Source organism: Bradyrhizobium sp., assembly GCF_035935975.1.
In the GTDB taxonomy this organism is placed as follows: Bacteria; Pseudomonadota; Alphaproteobacteria; order Rhizobiales; family Xanthobacteraceae; genus Bradyrhizobium.
In genome coordinates this window covers 1-23,350 of record NZ_DASYWN010000062.1, presented here as the reverse complement: position 1 = coordinate 23,350, position 23,350 = coordinate 1, and the positions used below count along the sequence as shown (strand labels likewise).

Annotated in this window: 19 protein-coding genes and 1 pseudogene; 10 read left to right on the top strand and 10 right to left on the bottom strand. The window is 65.8% G+C overall.

What is annotated here, in order from left to right; genetic code table 11:
* Position 1 precedes the first annotated feature (1 nt).
* Entirely contained in the window at positions 2-1,183 is a 1,182-nt protein-coding gene (locus VGR99_RS38515) for an acetate/propionate family kinase (protein WP_326905167.1), read from the top strand.
* 626 nt (positions 1,184-1,809) lie between these two features.
* Here the strand turns inward: VGR99_RS38515 and VGR99_RS38510 are convergent.
* Positions 1,810-1,992: pseudogene (locus tag VGR99_RS38510) on the bottom strand (hypothetical protein); the annotation flags it as partial.
* Positions 1,993-2,106: 114 nt separating this feature from the next.
* On the opposite strand from VGR99_RS38510, the gene VGR99_RS38505 reads away from it, so the two are divergent.
* Both VGR99_RS38505 and VGR99_RS38500 read left to right on the top strand, forming a co-directional pair.
* Positions 2,107-4,035, top strand: a complete 1,929-nt coding sequence (locus tag VGR99_RS38505) for a hypothetical protein (RefSeq protein WP_326905166.1) — start codon at positions 2,107-2,109, stop codon at positions 4,033-4,035.
* Between the two features lie 10 nt (positions 4,036-4,045).
* Positions 4,046-5,656 (top strand): PEP/pyruvate-binding domain-containing protein, encoded by a 1,611-nt coding sequence (locus VGR99_RS38500; protein ID WP_326905165.1) that lies wholly within the window; start codon positions 4,046-4,048, stop codon positions 5,654-5,656.
* Here the strand turns inward: VGR99_RS38500 and VGR99_RS38495 are convergent.
* Complete coding sequence (locus VGR99_RS38495; RefSeq protein ID WP_326905199.1) at positions 5,650-6,489, bottom strand: RMD1 family protein; 840 nt, start codon at positions 6,487-6,489, stop codon at positions 5,650-5,652. The genes VGR99_RS38500 and VGR99_RS38495 overlap by 7 nt on opposite strands.
* 305 nt (positions 6,490-6,794) lie before the next feature.
* Here VGR99_RS38495 and VGR99_RS38490 point away from each other — a divergent pair, with 305 nt between their 5' ends.
* From VGR99_RS38490 to VGR99_RS38480, 3 genes are all read left to right on the top strand, one after another.
* Positions 6,795-7,370: a glycosyl transferase gene (locus VGR99_RS38490; RefSeq protein WP_326905164.1), complete on the top strand. Its 576-nt coding sequence runs from the start codon at positions 6,795-6,797 to the stop codon at positions 7,368-7,370.
* A 64-nt stretch (positions 7,371-7,434) separates the two neighbouring features.
* Positions 7,435-8,364, top strand: a complete 930-nt coding sequence (locus tag VGR99_RS38485; RefSeq protein ID WP_326905163.1) for a helix-turn-helix domain-containing GNAT family N-acetyltransferase — start codon at positions 7,435-7,437, stop codon at positions 8,362-8,364.
* Between the two features lie 128 nt (positions 8,365-8,492).
* Positions 8,493-8,810 (top strand): hypothetical protein, encoded by a 318-nt coding sequence (locus VGR99_RS38480; protein WP_326905162.1) that lies wholly within the window; start codon positions 8,493-8,495, stop codon positions 8,808-8,810.
* A gap of 48 nt (positions 8,811-8,858) precedes the next feature.
* On the opposite strand, the gene moaB is transcribed toward VGR99_RS38480, so the two are convergent.
* Both moaB and ypfJ read right to left on the bottom strand, forming a co-directional pair.
* The gene (moaB, locus tag VGR99_RS38475) at positions 8,859-9,422 is read right to left on the bottom strand and encodes a molybdenum cofactor biosynthesis protein B (protein ID WP_326905161.1); all 564 of its coding nucleotides are present in this window, start codon (positions 9,420-9,422) and stop codon (positions 8,859-8,861) included.
* A gap of 162 nt (positions 9,423-9,584) precedes the next feature.
* Positions 9,585-10,532 (bottom strand): neutral zinc metallopeptidase, encoded by a 948-nt coding sequence (ypfJ, locus tag VGR99_RS38470; RefSeq protein ID WP_326905160.1) that lies wholly within the window; start codon positions 10,530-10,532, stop codon positions 9,585-9,587.
* Between the two features lie 414 nt (positions 10,533-10,946).
* Between ypfJ and VGR99_RS38465 the strand changes: the two genes are divergently transcribed.
* The 3 genes from VGR99_RS38465 (at position 10,947) to VGR99_RS38455 (ending at position 13,445) form a co-directional block, all read left to right on the top strand.
* Positions 10,947-12,077 (top strand): site-specific DNA-methyltransferase, encoded by a 1,131-nt coding sequence (locus VGR99_RS38465; protein ID WP_326905159.1) that lies wholly within the window; start codon positions 10,947-10,949, stop codon positions 12,075-12,077.
* 211 nt (positions 12,078-12,288) lie between these two features.
* Positions 12,289-12,615, top strand: a complete 327-nt coding sequence (locus tag VGR99_RS38460) for a hypothetical protein (protein ID WP_326905158.1) — start codon at positions 12,289-12,291, stop codon at positions 12,613-12,615.
* Between the two features lie 143 nt (positions 12,616-12,758).
* Complete coding sequence (locus VGR99_RS38455; protein ID WP_326905157.1) at positions 12,759-13,445, top strand: glutathione S-transferase family protein; 687 nt, start codon at positions 12,759-12,761, stop codon at positions 13,443-13,445.
* Between the two features lie 70 nt (positions 13,446-13,515).
* Here VGR99_RS38455 and VGR99_RS38450 read toward each other — a convergent pair whose 3' ends face one another.
* The 6 genes from VGR99_RS38450 to VGR99_RS38425 all read right to left on the bottom strand — a co-directional run bounded on the left by VGR99_RS38450 (position 13,516) and on the right by VGR99_RS38425 (position 22,069).
* Positions 13,516-15,525 carry a HAMP domain-containing methyl-accepting chemotaxis protein gene (locus VGR99_RS38450; protein ID WP_326905156.1) on the bottom strand — a complete coding sequence of 670 codons (2,010 nt, stop codon included), beginning with the start codon at positions 15,523-15,525 and terminating at the stop codon, positions 13,516-13,518.
* A gap of 335 nt (positions 15,526-15,860) precedes the next feature.
* The gene (locus VGR99_RS38445) at positions 15,861-17,870 is read right to left on the bottom strand and encodes a methyl-accepting chemotaxis protein (protein ID WP_326905155.1); all 2,010 of its coding nucleotides are present in this window, start codon (positions 17,868-17,870) and stop codon (positions 15,861-15,863) included.
* A gap of 273 nt (positions 17,871-18,143) precedes the next feature.
* Positions 18,144-20,690, bottom strand: a complete 2,547-nt coding sequence (locus VGR99_RS38440) for an HWE histidine kinase domain-containing protein (RefSeq protein ID WP_326905154.1) — start codon at positions 20,688-20,690, stop codon at positions 18,144-18,146.
* Positions 20,687-21,271 (bottom strand): biliverdin-producing heme oxygenase, encoded by a 585-nt coding sequence (locus VGR99_RS38435; RefSeq protein ID WP_326905153.1) that lies wholly within the window; start codon positions 21,269-21,271, stop codon positions 20,687-20,689. Before VGR99_RS38435 ends, VGR99_RS38440 begins: the two co-directional genes overlap by 4 nt.
* 133 nt (positions 21,272-21,404) lie before the next feature.
* Positions 21,405-21,539 (bottom strand): DUF1127 domain-containing protein, encoded by a 135-nt coding sequence (locus VGR99_RS38430; protein WP_326905198.1) that lies wholly within the window; start codon positions 21,537-21,539, stop codon positions 21,405-21,407.
* Between the two features lie 86 nt (positions 21,540-21,625).
* A complete protein-coding gene (locus VGR99_RS38425; protein WP_326905152.1) occupies positions 21,626-22,069 on the bottom strand; it encodes a nuclear transport factor 2 family protein in 444 nt (147 codons plus the stop codon).
* Positions 22,070-22,160: 91 nt separating this feature from the next.
* Between VGR99_RS38425 and VGR99_RS38420 the strand changes: the two genes are divergently transcribed.
* Entirely contained in the window at positions 22,161-23,084 is a 924-nt protein-coding gene (locus tag VGR99_RS38420) for a LysR family transcriptional regulator (RefSeq protein WP_326905151.1), read from the top strand.
* Positions 23,085-23,350: the final 266 nt, after the last annotated feature.

Sequence of the window (23,350 nt, the reverse complement as noted above, 5' to 3'; positions counted from 1 at the left end):
CGTGACGGCGTCGGTCCTCGTTCTCAATTCGGGCTCGTCGAGCATCAAGTTCGGCCTGTTCGATATCTCGGCGGGCGAGCCTGCCTTGCTCTGCAAGGGCCTGCTCGACGAGCACGAGACAAAGCCCCGGCTCGTGGTGAAGGGCCCCGCGGGCGAGGATCTGTTCGCGGCGCAGAGGGACGCGGCGGATGCGGACAGCGACCATCTGTTCGACGAGGTGCTCGGCTTCATTGAAGATCATTTCGGCAAAGGCCGCTTGCGCGCCGTCGGCCATCGCGTGGTCCATGGCGGTCCGGACTATTCCGGCCCGGTCGAGCTGACGGACGATGTCTACGCAAAGCTGGAGGCGCTCACGCCGCTGGCGCCGCTGCACCAGCCGCGTTGCCTCGAACCCGTCCGCGCCATCGCCGCAATCAGGCCCGAGCTGACGCAGATCGCCTGTTTCGATACCGCCTTCCATCACGGCATCACGCCGCCCGCGAGCCGCTTCGCGATCCCGCGGCGCTTCGAGGAACGCGGCCTCCGGCGCTACGGCTTTCACGGCCTCTCGTTCGAGTATATTGCGGGCCGGCTCGCCGCAATCGCACCCGAGCTCGCGGCCAAGCGTACCGTCATCGCGCATCTCGGCAACGGCGCGAGCCTGTGCGCCCTGCGCGACGGACGCAGCGTCGACACCACGATGGGACTGACGCCGCTCGACGGCCTCGTGATGGGGACGCGAAGCGGCACGATCGATCCCGGCGTGCTGCTCTATCTGCAGCAGCACGAGAAGATGAGCGTCGAGGACGTCCAGCACCTGCTCTATCACCAGTCCGGCCTGCTCGGCGTCTCCGGCATCTCCGCGGACATGCGCACGCTGCTTGCCAGCCGCGAGCGTGCCGCGCGCGACGCCGTCGACCTCTTCACCTTCCGCGCGGCGCAGGAGATCGCGATGATGGTGACCACGCTCGGCGGCCTCAACTGCCTCGTCTTCACCGGCGGCATCGGCGAGCATGCCGGGGAAATACGCAACGCGATCGGCGAGCGCCTCGCCTGGCTCGGCGTGCGCATCGATGCGGCTGCGAACGATGCCACGCGCGAGCGGATCGGCAGTGACGACAGTGCCGTCGATGTGTTCGTCATTCCAACCAACGAGGAGCTGACGATCGCACGGCATTGCGCGGCGGTGCTACGAGCGAGCTGAGAGGCCCGTTCGGCCACTGCCGAAACGATCATGGTGCGCAAAGCAGGTGAGTTCGCCATCGCTTCGAGCACCATGTGTCGAGCGCGTCGGGCCGCTCAGTACGGAGAGTATCCGCCCGGGCAAACATAGTTTCCGTAAGCGTCATAGCCGCAGCCGCTGCGGTAGTACGAACCCGCCGCAGCCGCGCCGACCGCGGCGGCCCCCACTGCCGCCGCACCGACGCCGTAGCGGTATCCGCGATACCCCGCATACGCACCGCGATAGCCGTAGCGCCCACCGCGCACGGCGACCGCACCGCCCCGGTATCCGCGAGCCGCGACCGCGCCCCCGCGGTAGCCTCCTGCGCGCACGGCACCGCCGTGGTAACCTCCAGCACGCACGCCGGCGGCACGGCCGCCGCGGGCAGATGCGTCATCGGGAGTGAAAGTGACCAGCAGCATCGCTGCGGCCGCCGAAGCGATGAGAACTCGACGCAACATCAGCGTACTCCTTCTTCGAGAGAGGAATCCGCGGAACCTGCCCATCGCGTTGACCGCGGGTCCGGCCGAAGTCTCGTGCGCTGGAGCTTCGCGCCCTTGATTTGGATCAAGCCGAAACGTTCATCTGCGTGAACGACTGTTCCTCCTTCACGCCGCCTGCACGAAAGCGCGCAACCCGAACTCGAGTGTCCCGGACCATATCTGGACACACCCGATCACCACCTCGACCAGGATCAGCACCACCACTGCGATTTCGAGCCGCAGCGAACGCTGGGTATCGATGATGTCGGTCAGCGCATCGGCCGTCTCCGCAACGACGGTGAGTTTGCGACGCGCTGCTGCGCGAGCACGGACTTCTATGACGGAATCATGAATGATCTAGCGCAACAGCCGCTGCGCCGCTTCACGGCATAGTGCGGGCATCAAACGTTGTGCGGACAGATCATGAAAACCCAGATCATCGAAGAGCTCGGACAAGGCGACATCCTGTTGCCCGCGCTGGTGGCCGAAGGGCTCGCCGCCAACGACCGCATCAAGGTGCGGATGAGCGCGCTGCAGGAAGCGGCCCATCATGCGCAGGAGCCTGGCCGGCCGGCGAGCAACCTTGGCGTCGAGAGTCAAACCGCCGGCATTGCTGCGGCAGGTATCGCGGCCCTGATCGGCGGCGCACACCTCGTCGGGAAGGACCGGCTCGCGGCCCCCGACCTTGCGAAGCTGATGCAGGAGATTGCGGACGACGCCGCGACCATGATCCGCGCGGTCGCCGCCGACACGGCGAGCGAGGGCGACAAGGCGCAGGCGCGGCTCGATGCGATCCGCGCCGCCGGCCTGCTCGATGCCACCGGCGAGATCGCGATGTCCCGCATCGCGCGCCTGACCGGCGTTGCCGAAACGGCGGGCGACAGCCTGCACCGCCTCGTGATGGATCTGCACAAGCAGCTCAACAGGCTCGCGGCGAGCTGCTCCGAAGAAGCGCTCGATGGCGCCCACGTGTTCGGCCTGCATAGCGAGGACCGCGCCGCGGTCGCGGCCTTCATGAAAGGCCTGAACGGCACGCGCGACCTCAAGTTCAATCATCCCGGCCTCGACACCGTGGCGACGCGCGCCGGCGGCCGGCTGCTGATCCAGAACGACATCGGCACCACCGACGCCCATGTCGTCGTGATCGCGGTGAAGAAGAACGCGGTCACCGTCACCTACACCGACGTGCACCTGGCGCGGGCGAAGTTCTTCATCTCGCTGTTCGACGAGTTCGACGCGACCTGGAGCGGCCTCGACCGTCATACCGCCGCAGGTCTCGGCGAAGACGATTCCTTCTATCTCGTCACCGGCCAGTTCGAGTCCACCCATGCCGCCGATCGCAACGAATTCCTCGCGGCCGCCGGCGCCGCGCTGGTCTTCCTGATCGACTGGAACAAGGCCCGCAAGCTGCTCCGCACCTGGGTCGCCAAGGACGACGCTGCGCGTATCCTGGAATGGGCGGCGCGTCACCGGATCGGCCACCGCGGCTTCCTCGAGCTCGGCGGCAACGACCTCCTTGGATCTGCGGTCCGCAACGCCGCGCCCTCGCGGATCGGCTTCGGCGAACGCCTCGACCAGGCGCTGGGCCGTACCGCGGCGATCGATTTCCTAAGAGCCTCGTTGCGCGCCTCCACCGAGGCACTGCTTGCGGGCCGCTCGGTCAGGACGGTCCGCGACCAGATCGAAGCCGATCTGATGCGGCACCTGGACCGCGTCGACGGCGCGCTGCTCGCGGCCGTGCTGCGTCAGATCGGCCTTGCGCAGGATCTCGTCGCCGCAATCGCGCGCCATATCGCAGCCCTCAGGGCCGGCCAGGCTGCTGACGGCACGCTGCTGGTGCAGCGCTGCGGCGCGATCGAGCAGAAGGCCGACCGTATCGCACTGGAAAGCCGCCAGGAGGTCGACCGCCTCAATGCCCGTCCTCTGATCGGCCAATTGATCGACCGCGCCGAGGAGGCCGTCGACGAGCTCGAACAGGCCGCCTTCATCGCCTCGCTGATGCCGGCCCGGTCGGATCATTCCCTGCTGGCCGCGCTGGCCGAGCTTTGCGCGGTGGCGGCGACCGCGACCGAGGTCGCCGCCACCGGCGTTGCCGCCGCGATGGACGTGCCGGAAGGACGGCGTGCCGATTCCGAGGACGCGCTCTCGGCCGTGACGCGCCTGATCGACGCCGAGCACGCCGCCGACAAATGCGAGCGTGCGACGACCGCGCTGGTGTTCCGCAGCGGCTTCGACGTCGCGACGTCGCTGTCGGTGATCGAGCTTGCCCGCGCCATCGAACGCGCTACCGACCGCTTCGCCGCGTTCGGCCATCTGCTCCGCCGTCACATCATGATCGATCTCGCAGCCTGAGGGAGTCCCCATGCATATCGTGCGTATCGGCGCCGAGGCGACCGAATTGCGGCCGGCCGAAGAGATCGGCGCCAAGGCTGCCAACCTCGCCCGCATGGCCGCACTCGGCCTGCCGGTGCCACCCGCCTTCGTCTTGCCGGTCAGGCTCTGCGCCGACATCATTGCCGGCCATGCCCACGCCAAACAGCATCTGCGCGACGGCCTGAAAGAGGGAATCGCGTTCCTGGAGCAGGCGAGCGGAAAGCGCTTCGGCGACCGCAGGCAGCCGCTTCTGGTGTCCGTGCGTTCGGGCGCGGCGCGATCGATGCCGGGCATGCTCGAGACCGTGCTCAACGTCGGCTGCACATCCGGTGCGGTGCACGGCCTGATCCGCGCCACCGGACGGCCGCGGCTTGCGTGGGATTGCCGGCGCCGTTTCCTCGAGAGCTTCGGCGAGACCGTGCTGGAGGTGGATTCGAGCGCCTTCGCTGCGTGCATCGCCGAACGGGTCGGCGCCGAATGCGCCGGGAACGATCGCGAGCTCGACAGCGAGGCGCTCGAGCGGCTCGCCGGCGACGAGCAGACGCTGCTCGAGGATCGCGCCGACGGCTGGCTCGACGACGCCTTCGCGCAGCTCGAAGCGGCAGCCGAGGCGGTTTACCGGTCCTGGACGAGCGAGCGTGCGTGCGCCTATCGCAGCCTGCAGAATCTCAAGGCGCTGGAAGGCACCGCCGTGACCGTGCAGGCCATGGTGTTCGGCAATGGCGGTCTTGCCTCCGGTGCCGGCGTGGCCTTCTCGCGCGACCCCTCGACGGGCGCACCGCGCCCGATGATCGACCTCGTGCTTGACGCGCAGGGCGAGGACGTCGTGTCCGGTCGCCGTGCGCCCGATACGGCCGAGGCGATCGCGCGCGAATTGCCGACGATCGAGCGCGAGCTCGGCGAGATCCTGCGGCGGCTCGAACGTGAATTCGCCGACGTGCAGGACGTCGAATTCACGGTCGAGAACGGCAAGCTCTGGATCCTCCAGACCCGGACGGCCAAGCGCACGCCGCGGGCCGCAGCCAGGATCGCGATCGATCTCGTGCATGAAGGGTTGATCGCGACCGATGAGGCCCTCACGCGCATCGCCCAGATCGACCTCGCCTCGCTCACCGAGACCACATTGGTTGCGCCCGGCACCCCCGCAACGACAGGCATCGGCGCCTCCGGCGGCATCGGGATCGGACGCGCGGCTTTCGATTCCGAAAGCGCGCAGCGGCTGTCGGCGATGGGCGAACCGGTCATCCTGCTGCGTCCCGATACCAGCACCGCCGACGTCGCCGGCTTTGCGGTTGCAGCCGGCATCGTCACGGCGGTCGGTGCGCGCACCTCGCATGCGGCCCTGGTCGCCCGCCAGATGGGCAAGCCCTGCGTGGTCGGCTGCCGCGAGCTCAGGATCGATCCGGTCGCGAAACAGGCCCGGCTTGGCGACGCGGTGCTCGCCGAGGGCGAATGGATCACGATCGAAGGAGATGCCGGGGCGCTCTATCTCGGACGCTGCGAGACGGCCGAGACACGCCCCGAGGCCGAGCTAGCCGAGATCGCCAGCTGGCAATCGCAGGATCGCCGATCCCAGCGCCCGCATGCCGCGGCTCAATGAACCCCCGACCATATCTGGACGCACCCGATCACCACCTCGATCAGGATCAGCACCACCACTGCGATTTCGAGCCGCAGCGAACGCTGGGTATCGATGATGTCGGTCAGCGCATCGGCCGTCTCCGCAATGACGGTGAGCTTGCGCTCGAGCGTGTCGAGCCGCTCCTTCAGCTCGTACTCGTCTTCGAGACGCGCATAGAGGCGGTCGAGCTGCGGTTTTTCCCAGAGCGCGTCGGGCTTTTCGGCTACCGCGACGCGGCCGGCGACGCGCTGCTGGACCAGCAATGCGTTGCCGATGAGCTGCAGGATGCCCTTGCGCCGCCGCGACGTGCGGCCCTTCTCGGCAAGCTCGCGCGCAAAGGGCTCGATGACGTCGAAGACCGCAGCGACACGCCGCTCGTCGCGCGCCAACGATGTGCTCTTGGCGAGCGCATCCGCGATCAGCAGCAGCCGTTCGTCGGAAAATTTCGAGAGGTTGATCGGCCCGCCCGGCTGAATCGCTTCGGCGCTCTCGTCCTTGCAGAGCTGCGCCTGCGCGATCTCCTCCTCGAAGGGGCTGAGCTCGCCGGTCACGCGGGACTTCAGGCTGTCGAGCAGCACCTTCTCCTCGGAGGGAAGAAGGCCGATCAGCACCACGACACCGTAGCGGAAGATCACGGCAAGGCCCGCATGAACGCGAAAGGCAGCGGGCGTCGAGGAGACCGCCGGACCGAGTTCGAGCCCCGACGGATTGATGCGTTCGCCCAGCATCACGGCGCGGATCCGCAAGGTTGGCGCGACGTCCGGCTTCGGCGATGCAGGCGTCGCAGACATGGGAAGTTGATCGGCGCTCATTGGACTCATCTCGCTCTGCGCAACGGCGGCTGCATGTTTTTCCCATCCGCGCGGGAACAGCGCCGTCACTCCAACGATATCAGCAGAGAAACACCCCGTTTGAAGCTCATCAAACGGAGAATCGCCGAAACATTCGGCAATCTGGCTACCCCGCACACGACATATTCGACTGAGGCGGGCTCGCTCCGGTTTACCATCGCACGTCGGGACACCGCCGAAAAGTTGCACTCGGCAGCGCAGCATGTTTATGACAACATCATAACGAGTTACGCTTCTCCCGAATTGCGGACATCGAAGTCTCAATCATGCTGAGCGTCATCATTCCGACCGAAGGCGTCGAGCAGACCGCGGTCGCAACTCTGGCCGCGCTGGTGCCTGGTGCTGCGGCGGGTATCATCAAGGAAGTCCTGCTGGTCGACGGCACCCGCAACGGCGTCATCGAGCGCGTTGCCGACGTCGCCGGCTGCCGTTTCGTCGATTGCGAGGGATCTACGCAAGGCGCGGCGCTCGCCGCCGGCGCGCGCGAGGCCCGTTCGCCCTGGCTGATGTTCCTTCCCGCCGGCGCGGTGCTGGACACGGGCTGGATCGACGAGACCGCCCAGTTCATCCAGTCCGTCGCGGCCAGCGGCCGCGATCGTGCGGCCGTGTTCCGCTATGCCCGCTCGCCCTACTCAGATACCGGCTTCCGCGACGTCCTGTGGTCCGTGGCGCGGCTGCTGGTCGGCCCCCTCAGCGGGCAGGGGCTTTTGATCGCGCGTGAGCATTACGACCGGATCGGCGGCTACCCGCCGCAAGCCCGCCGTTCCGAGGCGCGGCTACTCAGGCGGCTCGGCCGCTCGTCCCGGACGATGCTGCGCAGCCGGATCGTCATGGTCGCGTGAGGCCTCCTGATACTTGCCAAAGTCAAATAATTATTTGACAATAGCAAGGATTGAGGTATCCCCCATGCCATTCGACGGTATCGACGACCAGATCGCGGCGGTTCGCGCCTTCAACCGCTTCTATACCCGCAAGCTCGGTGTGCTCGACCAACACCTCGGCAAGAGCCCGTTCTCGCTCAGCGAGGCCCGCGTGCTCTATGAGCTCGCGCATCGCGACGACCTTGCGGCCAAGGAGATCGGCAACGAGCTCGGTCTCGACCCCGGCTATCTCAGCCGCATCGTCCAAAGCTTCGACGAGAAGGGGCTGATCACGCGAACGCCCCTGCCCGCGGATCGCAGGCAATACCAGCTCAGCCTCACCGCCAAGGGCCGCCAGACCTTCGCCAAGCTGAACCTGGGCTCGCAGAACGAGGTCGCCGCAATGCTGGCGCGGCTGTCGGCCGGCGATGCCACGCGGCTCACGCAGGCGATGGCGACCATCGAGACCGTGCTGGAGCCGCGTCAGAAGCAGCCGGCTTCCGTCGTACTGCGCAGCCATCGCGTCGGTGACATGGGCTGGGTCATCTCCAAGCAAGCGGCCGCCTATGCTGCGGACTACAATTGGGACATCAGCTACGAGGCGCTGATCGCCGAGATCTGCGCACAGTTCATCAAGAACTACGACGCCGCGCGCGAGCATTGCTGGATCGCGGAAGTCGGCGGCGAGCCGGTCGGCTCGGTCTTTCTGGTCAAGGCCACCGACGAGATCGCCAAGCTGCGGCTGTTGCAGGTGGAGAAGAAAGCGCGGGGGCTCGGTGTCGGCCGCGCGCTGGTCGAGCAATGCATCCAGGGCGCGCGCGAGCGCGGCTACAAGAGGATGACGCTGTGGACGCAGAGCATCCTGGTCGCCGCACGCGGCATCTATCAGAGCGCAGGCTTCAAGCTGGTGAAGGAAGAGAAGCACCACAGCTTCGGTGCCGATCTGGTCGGCGAGACCTGGGAGCGGGATCTATAAGCATCGGCAGCCGCTTCGCGGCATGAGCGCGCCGAACCTTGATTTACATCAAGTTCAAGAGGTCCCTCGACGCTGAACTGAGCAGCGCAGCGCTGCCGCGCCGCTCAGCGAGCCGAAGGAACAACGCGATGAAATATCAAGTCTGGTATATGAAACCGTCGTTTCTTCGCGGGGTCGTTGGAAATTCGCCCGATCCCGACGACCTCTCGGCTACTCACGTCCACCTCACGGACATCGAGGCCGATGACCGGGAAAATGTACTGCATCGGATGCGAGCGAACATCTGGTCACCCAACGGTGAGGCTCTCGATTTGCTTCGGAGCAAGGGACTGGAGCATACGACCATGACGATCGGCGACGTGCTCGTGGATGAAAGCGACGCTGTCTACCTCGTCACTGCCCTTGGGTTCAGCCGGCTGTCGAAACACGGTGAGCCGCCCCCATGATTGGGATCTCGGCCGAAACTCAAGACCTGTTCTTGCTCGACCCAGCGCTCACACCGTCGCGCCTTGTGCCTTCGGCCTGCGCAGATGCTCGTCCAGCCGCGGCATGATCTCGACGAAATTGCAGGGACGCGTGCGGTAGTCGAGCTGCGCGGCCAGAATGCCGTCCCAGCCGTCGCGGCAGGCACCGGGTGAGCCGGGCAGGCAGAAGATGTAGGTGGCGCCCGCGACGCCGGCGGTGGCGCGGCTCTGGATCGTCGACGTGCCGATCTTGGCGTGGCTCATCATGTGGAAAGCGATCGAGAAGCCGTCCATGCGCTTCTCGAACAGCGGCTCGATCGCCTCCGGCGTGACGTCGCGTCCGGTGAAACCGGTGCCGCCGGTGCTGATGACGACGTCGACGCCGCTATCTGCGATCCAGCGGCGGATCACGGCGCGGATCGCTTCGACGTCGTCGGTGACGATCTCCCGCGCGGCGAGGTGATGCCCGGCCGCGGTGAGGCGATCCGCGAGCGTCTGGCCGGATTTGTCATCGGCCAGCGCGCGCGTGTCGGAGACGGTGAGCACCGCGATGTTGAGCGGGACGAACTGTTTTGTCTCGTCGATGGAGGCCATTGCTTTTTCCTCTTGTGTCCCGGACGCGCTGCAGCGTGAAACGCTGCTGCGCAGAGCCGGGACCCATGCTCATGAAAACCTCAGAAGCGTCGGCATTGTGGGCTCCGGCTCTGCGCAGCAGCGTTTCACGCTGCAGCGCGTCCGGGGCACGGGCACCTGCGCCTACGCCCCGCTGCCGAACGTGTTGCACGCCTGCACCGTGCCCTGCTGGTAGCCGGTCATGAACCATTGCTTGCGCTGGGCGGCCGAGCCGTGGGTGAAGGAGTCGGGCACGACGCGGCCCGTGGCCTGGCGCTGCAGCGTGTCGTCGCCGATCGCGCTCGCCGTGGTCAGCGCGGCGTCGATGTCGCCGGGCTCGAGGAAGTTCGGACGCTTCTTCGCCTCGCGATTGACCCAGACGCCGGAGAGGCAATCGGCCTGCAGCTCGACCTTCACCTGGAGCGCGTTGGCCTCGGCCTTGCTGCCGGCCTGCTGCTGCAGCCGCGTCACGCGCGGAATGATGCCGAGCAGGTTCTGGATGTGATGGCCGGCCTCGTGCGCGATGATGTAGGCGGTGGTGAAGTTGCACGCCGACTTGCCGGAGCAGCCGCGGAAGCGCGTCTCGACTTCGCGGAAGAAGCCGGTGTCGAGGAAGATGGTGCGGTCCGGCGGGCAGTAGAACGGGCCCATCGCCGACTGCGCCATGCCGCAGCGGCCGCCATTGGTCGCGTTGCGGAACAGCACGACCTTCGGACCGGTATAGTTCTGGCCGTTGGCCTGGAAGATCTCGCTCCAGCGATCGTCGATCTCGCCGAGGATGCCGGCGATCATGCTGCCGACCTCGTCGGTCGGCGCGCCGCGCTTGGCCGAGGTCGAGGACGACTGGCGATCGGTCTGGTAGCTCGGCGCCTGGCCGCCGCCGGTGAGGATCTCGGCGCCGCCGATCAGGATGCGCGGGTCGATGCCGAAGGCATAGCCGAGCAGGCCGAGCACGATGATGGTGCCAATGCCGAGCCCGCCACCGCCCATCGGCAGGCCGAACCCGCCGCCACCGCCGCCGCCGAAGCCGCCACCACCTTCGTCGCGACGATCCTCGACGTCGTCGCTGCGGCGGAAATCATCGTAGCGCATGGCGGGTTTCCCTCAAGGTCGTCGGTTGGCGTCATTTGGGCGCAGAAACGCGAAAGCTCAACGCGCCACATACGTAAAATTTCCGTTGCCTTTATCAATAACGTGGTCGGCAAAAATTGCCTAGTGCGACAGTATGCGACCGCCAGCAATTTTTTCCGAGGCCAAGCAATTTTTTCCGAGAGAATTTTGGATTCTTTTGGGCAGCATCGCTGCTCTTGCAGCGCGAAGAAAGACAAAAAACACTGCAAAACACGGCAAATGCGATGAGCGATTCACGCGCGACGCATGATGAACGGTCTGCACACGAAAGCGGCGGGTTAAGTCGATTTTTACTTTGCCGCTGCAATGTACCGGTCAGTCGGTTGTTTGGTCCCGCGTCGCCGACAGCGTCGCCTGAGTCAGAGTTCTTGAGTCATGGTAGAGTCGCGTCGCGGGGCGTCTGCAAGGGCGCCCCGCACAAATTTCGAGTCTCCTTCGCATCGCATCATTCTCGGCGATTGCGTCGCCGAGATGTCGAAGCTTCAGGCAGGTAGCGTCGATCTGGTGTTCGCAGATCCGCCCTACAATCTTCAGCTCAAGGGCGATCTCAAGCGCCCCGACGAATCCCATGTCGATGCCGTCAACGACGACTGGGACAAGTTCGATTCATTCTCCGCCTATGACGATTTCACCCGCGCCTGGCTGCTTGCAGCGCGCCGCGCGATGAAGCCGTCGGCGACGATCTGGGTGATCGGCTCCTATCACAACATCTTCCGCGTCGGCGCGATCATGCAGGACCTCGGCTTCTGGCTCCTGAACGACATCGTGTGGCGCAAGTCGAACCCGATGCCGAATTTCCGCGGCCGCCGCTTCACCAACGCGCACGAGACCATGATCTGGGCCGCGCGCGACGAGAAGGCCAAGGGCTATACGTTCAACTACGAAGCGCTGAAGGCGGCGAACGAGGACGTGCAGGCACGGTCCGACTGGCTGATCCCGCTCTGCACCGGCGAAGAGCGCCTCAAGGGCGCCGACGGCAAGAAGGTGCATCCGACGCAGAAGCCGGAAGGCCTGCTCGCCCGCGTGCTGCTTTCGTCGTCCAAGCCCGGCGATCTCGTGATCGATCCCTTCAACGGCACCGGCACCACCGGCGCCGTCGCCAAACGCCTCGGCCGCTCCTATATCGGCTTCGAGCGCGACAAGACCTATGCCAAGGCCGCCGAAGCGCGCATCGCCAAGATCGAGCCGCTGCCGGAAGAAAGCCTAGCCCCGTTCATGACCGCGCGCGAAGCGCCGCGCGTCGCGTTCTCCGAACTGATCGAGCGCGGCATGATCATGCCCGGCACGAAACTGTTCGACGCCAAGAAGAAGCTCGGCGCGCTGGTCCGTGCCGACGGCGCCATCATGTTAGGCGACAAAGTCGGCTCGATCCATCGCATCGGCGCCGTGGCGCAAGGCGCGCAGGCCTGCAACGGCTGGACCTTCTGGCACGTCGAGACCAAGAAGGGTCTCAAGCTGATCGACGAGCTCCGCGCCGAGATCCGCGCCGGCATGGGGACGGAATAAATCCTCTCCGTCGTCATTCCGGGGCGCGCGCAAGGCGCGCGAGCTATGATGCGCAATTGCGCATCTGAGAATCCACCGAACCACAGCCTATGCCGCCCAATGGATTCCGGGCTCGCGCCAAGAGGCGCGCCCCGGAATGACGGCGCCTTGAAAGCCGCCACCGGCAGGACTAGATTCGCCAGATCAGCCCCGTCCTGACCGGTTTGCTCCCATGCGACGACAGTCCGAGACATTGCTGCTGGTGCCGCTGCTGCCGATCTTCCTGATCGGCATGTTTCCGATGTTCCTGATCGCCCTGCTCGGATTTTTCGGCCTCGCTTTGTTCGGCGTGCTGGTGATCTGCGTCGGGCTCGCCAGCAGCAACGAGGCGCATGACAATTTCAATCACGACGTCATCGTGCACGGCTATGCGCGGAGATCGGAGCGCGCGGCACGGGCGTCCGACATGCATCTCGCCAGCCGGCTCGGCTTGCGCCTGGAAGCGGTCGGCGCCGCGATGGTCCTTACGGCGGCGATCGGGCTTTGTTACGCCGGCTGATCTGCGTGGCGCGCAGATACCTCACGGCAAACTCGCCGGTTGCTCTCCCGCGACGGGTTCAGGCAAGAGAGGGGCGCCGGCGGCACTGACGCCGCGTTCGCTCTCGGCCAACCAACCCTTGCCACCCCTTGGGGAGATGATCGATGCTCAAATTCTATTTCAACGGCTCGCCGAACCCGACCAAGATCGCGCTCTATCTCGAGGAGTCCGGCCTGCCCTACGAGCCGGTGAAGATCGACACCCGCAAGGGCGAGCAGTTCACGCCCGAATATCTGAAGATCAATCCGAACGGCAAGGTGCCGGCGATCGACGATGGCGGCACGATCGTTTTCGACAGCAACGCCATCCTGCTCTATCTCGCCGAGAAGACCGGCAAGTTCCTGCCCGCCGCCAATGTGCGCGGCGAGACACTGTCCTGGCTGATGTTCATCGCCACCGGCGTCGGGCCGTATTCGGGTCAGGCCGTGCACTTCAAGCATTTTGCGCCGAAGGACCAGAATCACGACTACGCCCATAACCGCTACCAGTACGAGACCGACCGCCACTACAAGATCCTCGACAGTCACCTCGACGGCCGCCGCTACATGGTCGGCGACAGCTATTCGATCGTCGACATGGCGCTGTGGGGCTGGGCGCGGATGGTACCGTTCAAGCTCGGCGACGACGCCTTTGCGCGATATCCGAACGTCAAGCGTCTCGTGGACGAGATCTCGGCTCGCCCCGCGGCGGCGCGCGCGATCGCGCTGAAGGACAAGTTCACCTTCAAGGCGGAGATGGACGACGAGGCGCGCGGGAACATGTTCAAGCATATGACGACCAAGGTCGCCTGACCATCCATGCTTTCAACGCAGGTCCACGCGCGTGCGCGTGGACCTTTGCTTTTTGGGAGGTCCGCGCCGATCAGGCGGCGTGGACCGAGTTCAGGAACTTGCTGACTTCGAGCTTGAGGCGGTTGCTGTCTGAGGACAGCGAGCGCGCCGCCGAGAGCACCTGCGAGGAGGCCGAGCCGGTCTCGGAGGCGCCGCGCTGGACGTCGCCGATATTGGACGACACCCGCTGCGTGCCGTGGGCCGCCTGCTGGACGTTGCGGGAAATCTCCTGCGTCGCCGCACCCTGCTCTTCCACGGCAGCGGCCACCGCCGACGAGATTTCCGACAGGCGTTCGATGGTGCCGCTGATCTCCCTGATGGCGCCGACCGACTGCTCGGTCGCGACCTGGATGCTCGAAATCTGCTGGCCGATCTCGCCGGTCGCTTTCGCAGTCTGCTCGGCAAGCGCCTTCACCTCGGAGGCGACCACGGCAAAGCCGCGGCCGGCTTCGCCCGCGCGCGCCGCCTCGATGGTGGCGTTCAGCGCCAGGAGATTGGTCTGGCCGGCAATCGTGTTGATCAGCTCGACCACGTCGCCGATGCGGGCGGCCGCCTTGGAGAGCTCGCCGACGCGCTCGTTCGTCCTGCTCGCCTGGCCGACGGCCTCACCGGCGATGCGCGCCGATTCCTGCACCTGCCGCGCGATCTCGCTGACCGAGGAGGACAGTTCCTCGGTCGCCGAGGCCACCGCCTGCACGTTGGCCGAGGCCTCCTGCGAGGCGCTGGCGACCTCGGTGGACAGATCCTGGGCGCGCGAAGCGGTCGTGGTCAGCGTGCCTGCGGAGGCTTCGAGCTCGTTCGACGCCGAAGACACCGTGTTCACGATCTCGCCGACCGCGCGCTCGAACTGGTTGGCAAGGTTTCTCATGTCCGCCTTGCGGCTCTCGGCCTGCCGGGCCTCGACCTCGACCTGCTCGTGGCGCAGGCGCTCGGTCTCAACCATGCTCTCCTTGAACACCTGGATCGCCTTGGCCATGTCGCCGATCTCGTCGCGATTGCCACGGCCGGGAATCTCGACCTTGAGATCGCCGCTCGCGAGCCTGCCCATCGCACGCGTCATGACGGTCAACGGTCCGGCGATGCTGCGGCCGATCAGGAAGGCGACGAGGGCACCGAAGAGAACGGCGAGACCGCCCGCCATCTGCTGAATCCACGTCGTGTTGGCAATGACGCCATCGGCGGTCGCGCGCGATTTCTGGTAGTCGGCCTTCAATCCGGTCTCCGCCACCTTGAGCTTGTCGACGCTTTCGCTGATCAGGGGCGCGATCTCGTTGCGGTAGATTTCATCGGCCTGGAGGATTGCGGCGGAGGTCGTCTCGAAGGCGCCCTTGTAGGCCGCAAGTGAACTCTTCACCGGCCCGAATGCGGCCTTGACCTCGTCCGGCAGACCGGCCCCCTCCAGTGACTTGAGCGCTTGCTGCGCCCGATCGACATTGGTCCCGAAGGTCGCCGGCCCCTTTGCGTCCCGGACGGCGAGGAAGCGCCAGTTTGCGACACGAACCAGCAGGATCTTGGATTCGAGATCGGCGACGGGAGCGAGCACGCTGGTATCGCCGGTTTCACGGGCGGCGTCGACCAGCTTGCCGGTGCTGGCGGTCAGTTGGTCGCCGCCGGTCAAGAGAATGGCCTTGCCCTTGCTCGTCTCGTTGACCACGGCGCCCATGCGTTCGCGCAGGGCCTTCATCTTCCCGATGTCGCCGACCATGCCGTCGTAGATCCTGAGCCGCTCCTCCGAGATCGTCGACTGGGCCGCAGCCCGCAGCAGCTCGACCGTGGCGGCCTCCCGCTCCGCGGCTTCCTTGAAGGCGGGCTCGTTGGCGTCATAGATGTAGCGCAGGTTCGCGCGCCTGAGCGCCTGGAGGTTGATCGAGATTTCCTGGACGCGCGCCGTATTGTCCGAGAGCGTGGACAGTCGCGTCATCTGGGCCTGGACGGCCCACAGATTCCAGACTGCGACCACGGCCATGATCAGACCCATGGCCACCAGAAGCGAAAACCCGGCGTACAGACGACCCCGGATCTTCAAACGCAAGCTCGGCATGTTCGCTGTCCATCCATTGAAAGAGAAACGGAGCAACCGAACGCTTCTTCAGACTGCATGAACACATCAATGCAATCAAATCAGGCTTCGTGCTGCGTCGTCACACAATGCGGAACAATCGTTAATTGACGTTGTATTTTACCGGCGCTGAATACGGATAAGTCACCGCAAGATCGGGTGAGAGCGATGATCGACCGCACAGGAATTGCGCAGCTTCCGCTCGCTGCATACAGCGGACCACCGTTACGGCCTGATCGCGCCACGTCATCGAAAGGTCCACGCGCATGCGTGGACCTTTACGTTCGAATCGCTTGCGTTTGAAGTGACCTCGAAGCTCAGGCGGCGTGGACCGATTCCAGGAATTTTGCGACTTCCTGCTTCAAGCGGCTGCTGTCTGAAGACAGCGAGCGCGCTGCCGAGAGCACCTGCGAGGAGGCCGAGCCGGTCTCGGAGGCCCCGCGCTGCACGTCGCCGATATTGGACGAGACGCGCTGGGTGCCATGGGCCGCCTGCTGGACGTTGCGGGAGATCTCCTTCGTCGCCGCGCCCTGCTGCTCCACGGCGGCGGCAACCGTCGAGGAGATCTCCGACAGCCGCTCGATGGTGCCGCTGATCTCCCTGATGGCCCCGACCGACTGCTCGGTGGCGGCCTGGATGCTGGAGATCTGATGGCCGATCTCGCCGGTCGCTTTCGCCGTCTGCTCGGCAAGCGCCTTCACCTCCGAGGCGACCACGGCAAAACCGCGGCCGGCATCGCCCGCACGCGCGGCCTCGATGGTCGCGTTCAACGCGAGGAGATTGGTCTGGCCGGCGATCGTGTTGATCAGCTCGACCACGTCGCCGATGCGGGCGGCAGCCTTGGAGAGCTCGCCGACGCGCTCGTTGGTCCGGCTCGCCTGGCCGACGGCCTCGCCGGCGATGCGCGCCGATTCCTGCACCTGGCGGGCGATCTCGCTGACCGAGGAGGACAGCTGCTCGGTCGCCGAAGCAACCGCCTGCACGTTGGCCGAGGCCTCCTGCGAGGCGCTGGCGACCTCGGTGGACAGGTCCTGGGCGCGCGAGGCGGTCGTGGTCAGCGTGCCTGCGGACGCTTCGAGCTCGCTCGACGCCGACGACACCGTGTTCACGATCTCGCCGACCGCCTGCTCGAACTGATCGGCGAGCCTGACCATATCCTTCTTGCGGCTCTCGGCCTGCCGCGCCTCGACCTCGGTCTGCTCGCTGCGCATGCGCTCGGTCTCGACCATGTTGTCCTTGAACACCTCGATCGCCTTGGCCATGTCGCCGATCTCGTCCTTCTTGCCGCGGCCGGGAATCTCGACCGCGAGATCGCCGCCGGCGAGCAGCCCCATCGCGCGCGTCATCGCGGTCAGCGGGCCGACGATGCCGCGGGCGATCAGGAAGGCGACGACCAATCCGAACAGCGTGGCAAGGCCGCCCGCGATCTCCTGCACGGTCGTGGTGCCGTCGATCACGGCCTCGGCCTGGCTGCGCGAATCCTTGTAGTCCTTCTTGAGGGCGGCTTCGGCGACCTTGAGCTTGCCGATGCTCTCGACGATGAGGGGTGCGAGATTCTTGTGGTAGATCTCGTCGGCCTGGAGCATCGCCGCCGAGGTGGTCTCGAACGCGGATTTGTAGATTCCCAGCGAGGTCTTCACCGGCGCGAGCGTGGTGCGCAATTCGGTTGCCTGCGGGCTCTTCTCGAGCGCCGCGAGCCGCTGCGAGGCGCGGTCCACATTGGTCCTGAAATTGGCCGGACCCTTGGTGTCGCGCAGGGCCAGGAAGCGCCAGTTCGCGATCTGGACGAGCAACAGCCTGGATTCGAGGTCTGCGACCAGGGACGCGGTGTCCTCGTCGACGGCCGCGCGCGCCACATCGCTCAGCTTGTTCATCTTGACGGTCAGTTCGTCGCCGCTCGGCAGCAGCGTGGCCTTGCCCGTCCGCGCCTCGTTCACGGCATCGCCGAGATTGTCGCGCAGGCTTTTCATCTTGGCGATGTCGGCGATCAGATCGTTGTAGAGCTTGCGCCGCTCCTCGGAGGCCGTGCCCTTGGCGCCGACCTGCAGCAGCTCTGTCGCCGCCGCCTCGCGCTCGGAGGCCTCCTTCATCGCCGCTTCATTGGCGTCGTAGATGTAGCGCAGATTGGCGCGCTGGATTGCCTGAAGGTGGGTCGAGATCTCCAGAACCCGCGCGGTGCTGTCCGAGAACGCCGAGGCTTTTGCGACCTGGTCCTGCACTGACCGCAAATTCCAGATGGCAACCACCGCCATCACAAGACCAACCGCCACCAAAGCCAGGAAGCCGGCATAGAGACGGCCCCTGATCCGCAAACGAAAGCTCGGCATTCCCACTATCCACCCAGATGCATGTGACTTCGGATGGACGCACAACTCCGGCGATCGTCACGGCCACCCCGGGCAGCCACGCGTCGCGCCTAGCACGACTCACGCTGCACTGCGACACAATGCGGGACACTTGTTAATTGAACCTTCTAATTTTACGCGCATGTCTGCATAGCTCAGCACAAACTCTGCTGATTTTATCGGCAGCTGCGCAAGACATCGGCGCGAGGCCCGCAGACGCGTGCAGAGTGCTGCATGTGACGTCGAGATGAATGTTTATTGAGCGGCCGCCTGCGTCAATTTGCCAAGCGCATTCTCGACCACTTCCAGCGTGTAGGGTTTTTGGACCACCGGCGCCGAGGCCAGATCCACCGGGATCGGCGCGCGCTCGCCATAGCCGGTCGCGAAGATGAAGGGCACGCCGATCTCCTTCAGCTTCTGCGCCACCCTGATGCTGCTCTCGTTGCCGAGGTTGAGATCGAGCAGGGCAAAGCTCGGGCGGGTCCGCTCGATCGAGCGCAGGGCCTGGTCCACGGTCGCCGCGGTGTCGACGTGACGGGCACCGAGGTCGAGCAGGATGACCTCCGCGGCCATGGCGATGATCAGATTGTCCTCGACGATCAGCGCCGTGTCGGAAATCCGGTTACGGGCGGCTTGCTGCTCTTCTATGCGCATGGCGGCTCCTGCGATTGATGGCACCAGCTCGACGAAATTGGGGGGAATGACGAATTTGGCCTGGACCCCGAGCAGGTCGAAACGAATCTCGGCCTCGCCCTTGAGGTCGAACGGCACCGAGCGCTCGATGATGGTGGTGCCGAAGCCGCGGCGGGAGGGCGGCTGCACCGGCGGGCCGCCGCTCTCCTTCCACTCGATCTCAAGGCTCGAATTCGGATCGAGCCGCCACACCACCTCGACCTGCCCGGTGGAATCGGCCAGCGCGCCGTATTTGGCGGAATTGGTCATCATCTCGTGCACGACGAGCGCGAGCGTCGCGAACGCCTTGGGATCGAGCGCGACGTCGGGCCCGCCCATCTTCACCCGGCCCGCGCGCGAGCCGAGATAGGCGCCGGCCTCGGATTCGACGAGGGTGCGCAGCGCGACCGGCGCCCAGTTGAGGTTGGTGATCTGGTCGTGGGCGCGCGCCAGGGCCTGGATGCGACCGCCGAGCACGCCGGCGAACTCCTCCACGCTCTTGGCGGTGTCCTTGCTCTGGGCCACCAGCGCACGGACCAGGCTCAGGATGTTGCGGACGCGATGATTGAGCTCCGCGATCATCAGCTCCTGCCGCTCCTGCGCGCCGCGGCGCTCGCGCGCGGCCAGGTCGGACAGTTGCAGGATGACCTCGAGCAGCGTGACGCGCAGGCTCTCGGCGATGCGGATGTCGGCCGCCGACCACGGTTTCGATTGGCCGGCCACAGTCTCCTGCCAGAGCTCAAAGCTCTTGCGCGGCGTCAGGCGCGGCCCGTTCGGCCCCTCCTCATAGACCTTCTCGGGCGCACCCGCCCAGGTCACCGACCGCAGCACCTCACGGCGGAAGAAGATCAGGCAGTCGCGCGGCGTGCGCGAGATCGGGATGGCGAGGAAGCCCGCCGCCCGGTCCCTGAAGGATTCGGCCGAGGCATAGACCTTGGCGATCTCGGCGCTGGCGCAGATCCGGCCCGGCGAGGTCCGGTTGATGAAGGCGACCAGCTCCTTCACCTCCTCCTCGGTCGGCGTCTCGCCGTCGAGCGTGATCTTGTTGTCGGACCAGACCGCCGCGCCGTCGCACGCGATCATCTTGCGGAAGTCGCCGACGAAATCGACGATGGCGCGCCGGCTGTGCTCATGCGAGGCCGCGCTCTCGATCAATCGCTCCTGGACCTGATGGGCGCGCGCCTCGTAGGCGACGTCGCCCTCGCGCTCGCGTCCCTCTACGATCCAGGAGAACATCTGGCCGAACAGTTCGGACGCGGTGCGCTTCTCGAACGAGATGTAGCGCGGCGAATAATGGTGGCAGGCGAACAGGCCCCACAGCTTGCCGTCGCGCAGGATCGACACCGACATCGAGGCGCCGACGCCCATGTTGCGCAGATATTCGATGTGGATCGGCGAGACCGAGCGCAGCACGCTCATGGAGAGATCGAGCAGCCCGGCATTGTGCGTGGCGGTCGAGATCAGCGCGGCAGGCCTGGCGTTGATGTCGGCGATGATGCGCAGCCAGTTGCGCTCATAGAGGATGCGGGCCTGCTTGGGGATGTCGGAGGCCGGATAGTGCAGGCCCAGAAACCGCTCGAGCCCCGCCTCAGCGGCTTCCGCAATCACCTCGCCAGATCCGTCCGGGTGGAACTGATAGACCATGACGCGGTCGAAGCCGGTCAGCACCTTGAGCTGTCGCGCCGCCTCGCGGGCGAGCTCGGTCATGCCGCGCGTCTTGCGGATGCGCTCCAGCATCAGGCGCACGAGCTCGCCGGAATTGACGCCGGACTCGCTGACGCTTGGCTCCGCCTCGATGACGAGATAGGCGCCGGAGAAATGGATGGAGACGTCGTAGAGCGGCTGGCCGGCCTGCAGCTCGACACCGAACAGGCGTTCGGTCGCATCCGGACCGCTGAGGTGGTCGACGCGGCTGCGGATCATCTCGACCGCAGCCTCCGAGAAGACACGCGACAGCGGCTGCTGCAGCAAATCGGCGACATCGGTGCCGACGAAGCTGCCGACATTGTCCGAGGCCATGCAGATCGTGAAGTCCGACAGCACCGTGATCAGGAAGCCGAACGGCTGGACGCTGCCGGGAATGTGGATCGGCTCGCGATCGCAATTGGTGAGATTGACCGCCTCGTTCATGCGCGATCCGCCGCCAGCTCGAACGCGGCGAACGCAGCACCCGCAGAAGCGATCGCCTCGTCCTCGTCGTACCCCTCGCCGCCTGCGAGCTTCGCCAGAAAGCTCTGCCAGAGCCGTTTGCCGGCGCCGTGGCTGAGATAGGCGGTTGCTTCGCCGACCCGCGGATCGGCTGAATCCGCAACGGTCTTGAGCAGGAATTTCGCGCCGAGCCGGGAGCCTTCCAGCACGTACATCGTGCCGAGCACGCCGCTTGGTGTCATCGGCGACACCGACACGCTGGCATGCGCGTCCCGGCCGAGCCGTTCGAGATCTGCCGAAATCGCAGCGCTACGCGCCCGCTCCGGCCAGTCCGGAAACATTTTGGCGACGCCGGACTCTACGAGGGCCGCTTCGAGCGGCAGCAGGGCGCCGGCACTTGCCTGGAGGAAACGGCGATAGCCGGAAAACACGGTAAGATCGAATGAGGACAATTGCGCATCGAGCTCCCGGTGCGCCGCCGCAGTCGCGTCTCTCAATCGTTCGCGGAGTCCGGGAAAGCTGCGGCCCACTCGTGTCGAAACGTCCGAAGCCCCAGCCAGCATGAAATTCCCAACGCGCGCAAAGCCAGGGGCGCAATTGCCCCGGAAGCGAAGAAACGCGCGCGGGACTCAAAGGTTCCGGGTTTAGGATTGGAAAAAGCGGAGGCGGGGCAACAGGCCCCACCTCCACCTTTCTCTATCTTCGCCGCCGGGGCTTATGCAGCTCGTACTCGATCTCCGCTCGGGTCATCCCGCAATCATGAAGCTCCCGTTCGGTCATGGCGGCGAGGTGGTGCCGATCCCGGGATCGCTCTCGCCTGATGCGAACCATCTCGACCAGCGCCCGCCAGGCCCGCAGGACCATCGCCGATGGCAACGCGCGCAACCGGCGGGCAGACGTGAGGTCACTCGACCCGCTCAGCTCGCGGCCCGCACCGGCGATTGCGGAAACGGACCGAGCGCCTTCTCGGTCAGCACCGAGTCGCAGTACTCGCGGATCTCCTTGATCTTGCCGTCCTCGAACTGGAACACGAGGCAATAGTCGTTGTCGTAACGCACGCCCTCGGGCGTGACGTTGTCGCCCCTGGCCTCCACCACAACGATGTCGCCGTCGGCGATGAAGCGTTCGGCGACCGTGCGCGTCCGGTCACGCAGGCGGGTGCGCACATAGCCGTGCAGATCGTTGATGATCGCGTCCTTGCCCGTGAAGGTGCGCGACCAGGAATACTGGCCGGTCACGACCCATCTGGCGTCGTCGGCAAGGCTTGCGATGAACAGGGAGCGGTCGCGCACAGCCGGATCGGGGCTGGCGGCGGCGGCAAAAATATCCTGCATCAGTTTCTTGTTGGTGCTCGCGCTCATGGCGGCATCTCCGTTTGGTGGCAACACGGAGAGCATCGCCGCTCGAGGAGAATTCTTCAAATCGATAACGGATATGATATCTATTCGTCCCATGAATTTGAATTCGCTCGACCTCAATCTATTGACCGCGCTCGACGCGCTACTGCGCGAAGCCAATGTCAGCCGCGCGGCCATGAGGATCGGCCTGTCGCAGCCGGCGACGAGCCACGCGCTGCAGCGCCTGCGCGACATCTTCGGCGATCCGCTCTTGGTGCGCACCGGCGCGCGGATGGAGCTGACGCCGCGGGCACAGGCGCTGCGCACGCCGCTCGCGCAGGCGCTCGACCAGGTGCGCGGGCTGTTCGTGCCGGAGGAATTCGATGCCGCAAGCAGCGAGCGGCCATTCCGCCTGATGATGCCGGATCTCGCGGTCGAACTGTTGATGCCGCCGCTGATGGAGAAGGTGACGCGCCTTGCGCCCAACGTCCGCATCGACGTGGTGCCATGGCGGGGACCTGCGATCTTCCACGCCGAGTTCGCCCGCACCATCGACCTCGTGATCTCGACCGGCAACGCGTTCAAGGGCTTTCACCGCCAATTGCTCTACACCGACAGCGATGCGCTGGCGGTGCGGCGCGGCCATCCCGCAGGGCCCAAGCTGAAGCGGCGTGAGGCGTTCCTGGCCGCGCGCCATGTCGGCGTGATCATCCGCGGCAACCGCGAGGATCTGATCGACACCTGGCTCCACACCAAGGGCATCGAACGGCATATTTCGCTGGTGGTGTCGGGCTATCTCGAAGCCCTGCACGTCGCCGCCCGCACCGACCTCGTCGCCTTCGTGCCGCGCCGGCTGATCACGGCGCTGTCAAGGCAGCTCGGCCTCGTCACGGTCGTGCCGCCGCTCGACCCCGGGATCGACGAGCAGTTCATGTTCCATCCGACGCGGGCGCAGATGGACCCGGGCTCGATCTGGCTCAGGCGGCTGATGCTGGAGACGGGGCGGGAGCTGGAGCAAGGCAAGCGCAAGCTGCCGTAATTTCGTAGGGCGGATTAGCCCGCGGCTGCGCGAAGCGCAGTCCGCCGGCGTAATCCACCAACTTCGTCCTGCGATCGCTGAAGCAAGGTGGGTTACTCTCGCGACTGCGCTTCGCGCAGCCGCGAGCTAACCCACCCTGTACCTTTCTCGCGTTCGGCGTCAGTCTACCGATATAGACTGGACACACGGGCCGATCCGCCGTGAGCTGCCTAATCCACCTGTGCCATGAGCACCTGCGTAGGACCTGCGCCGCGGTGGAACGGCTG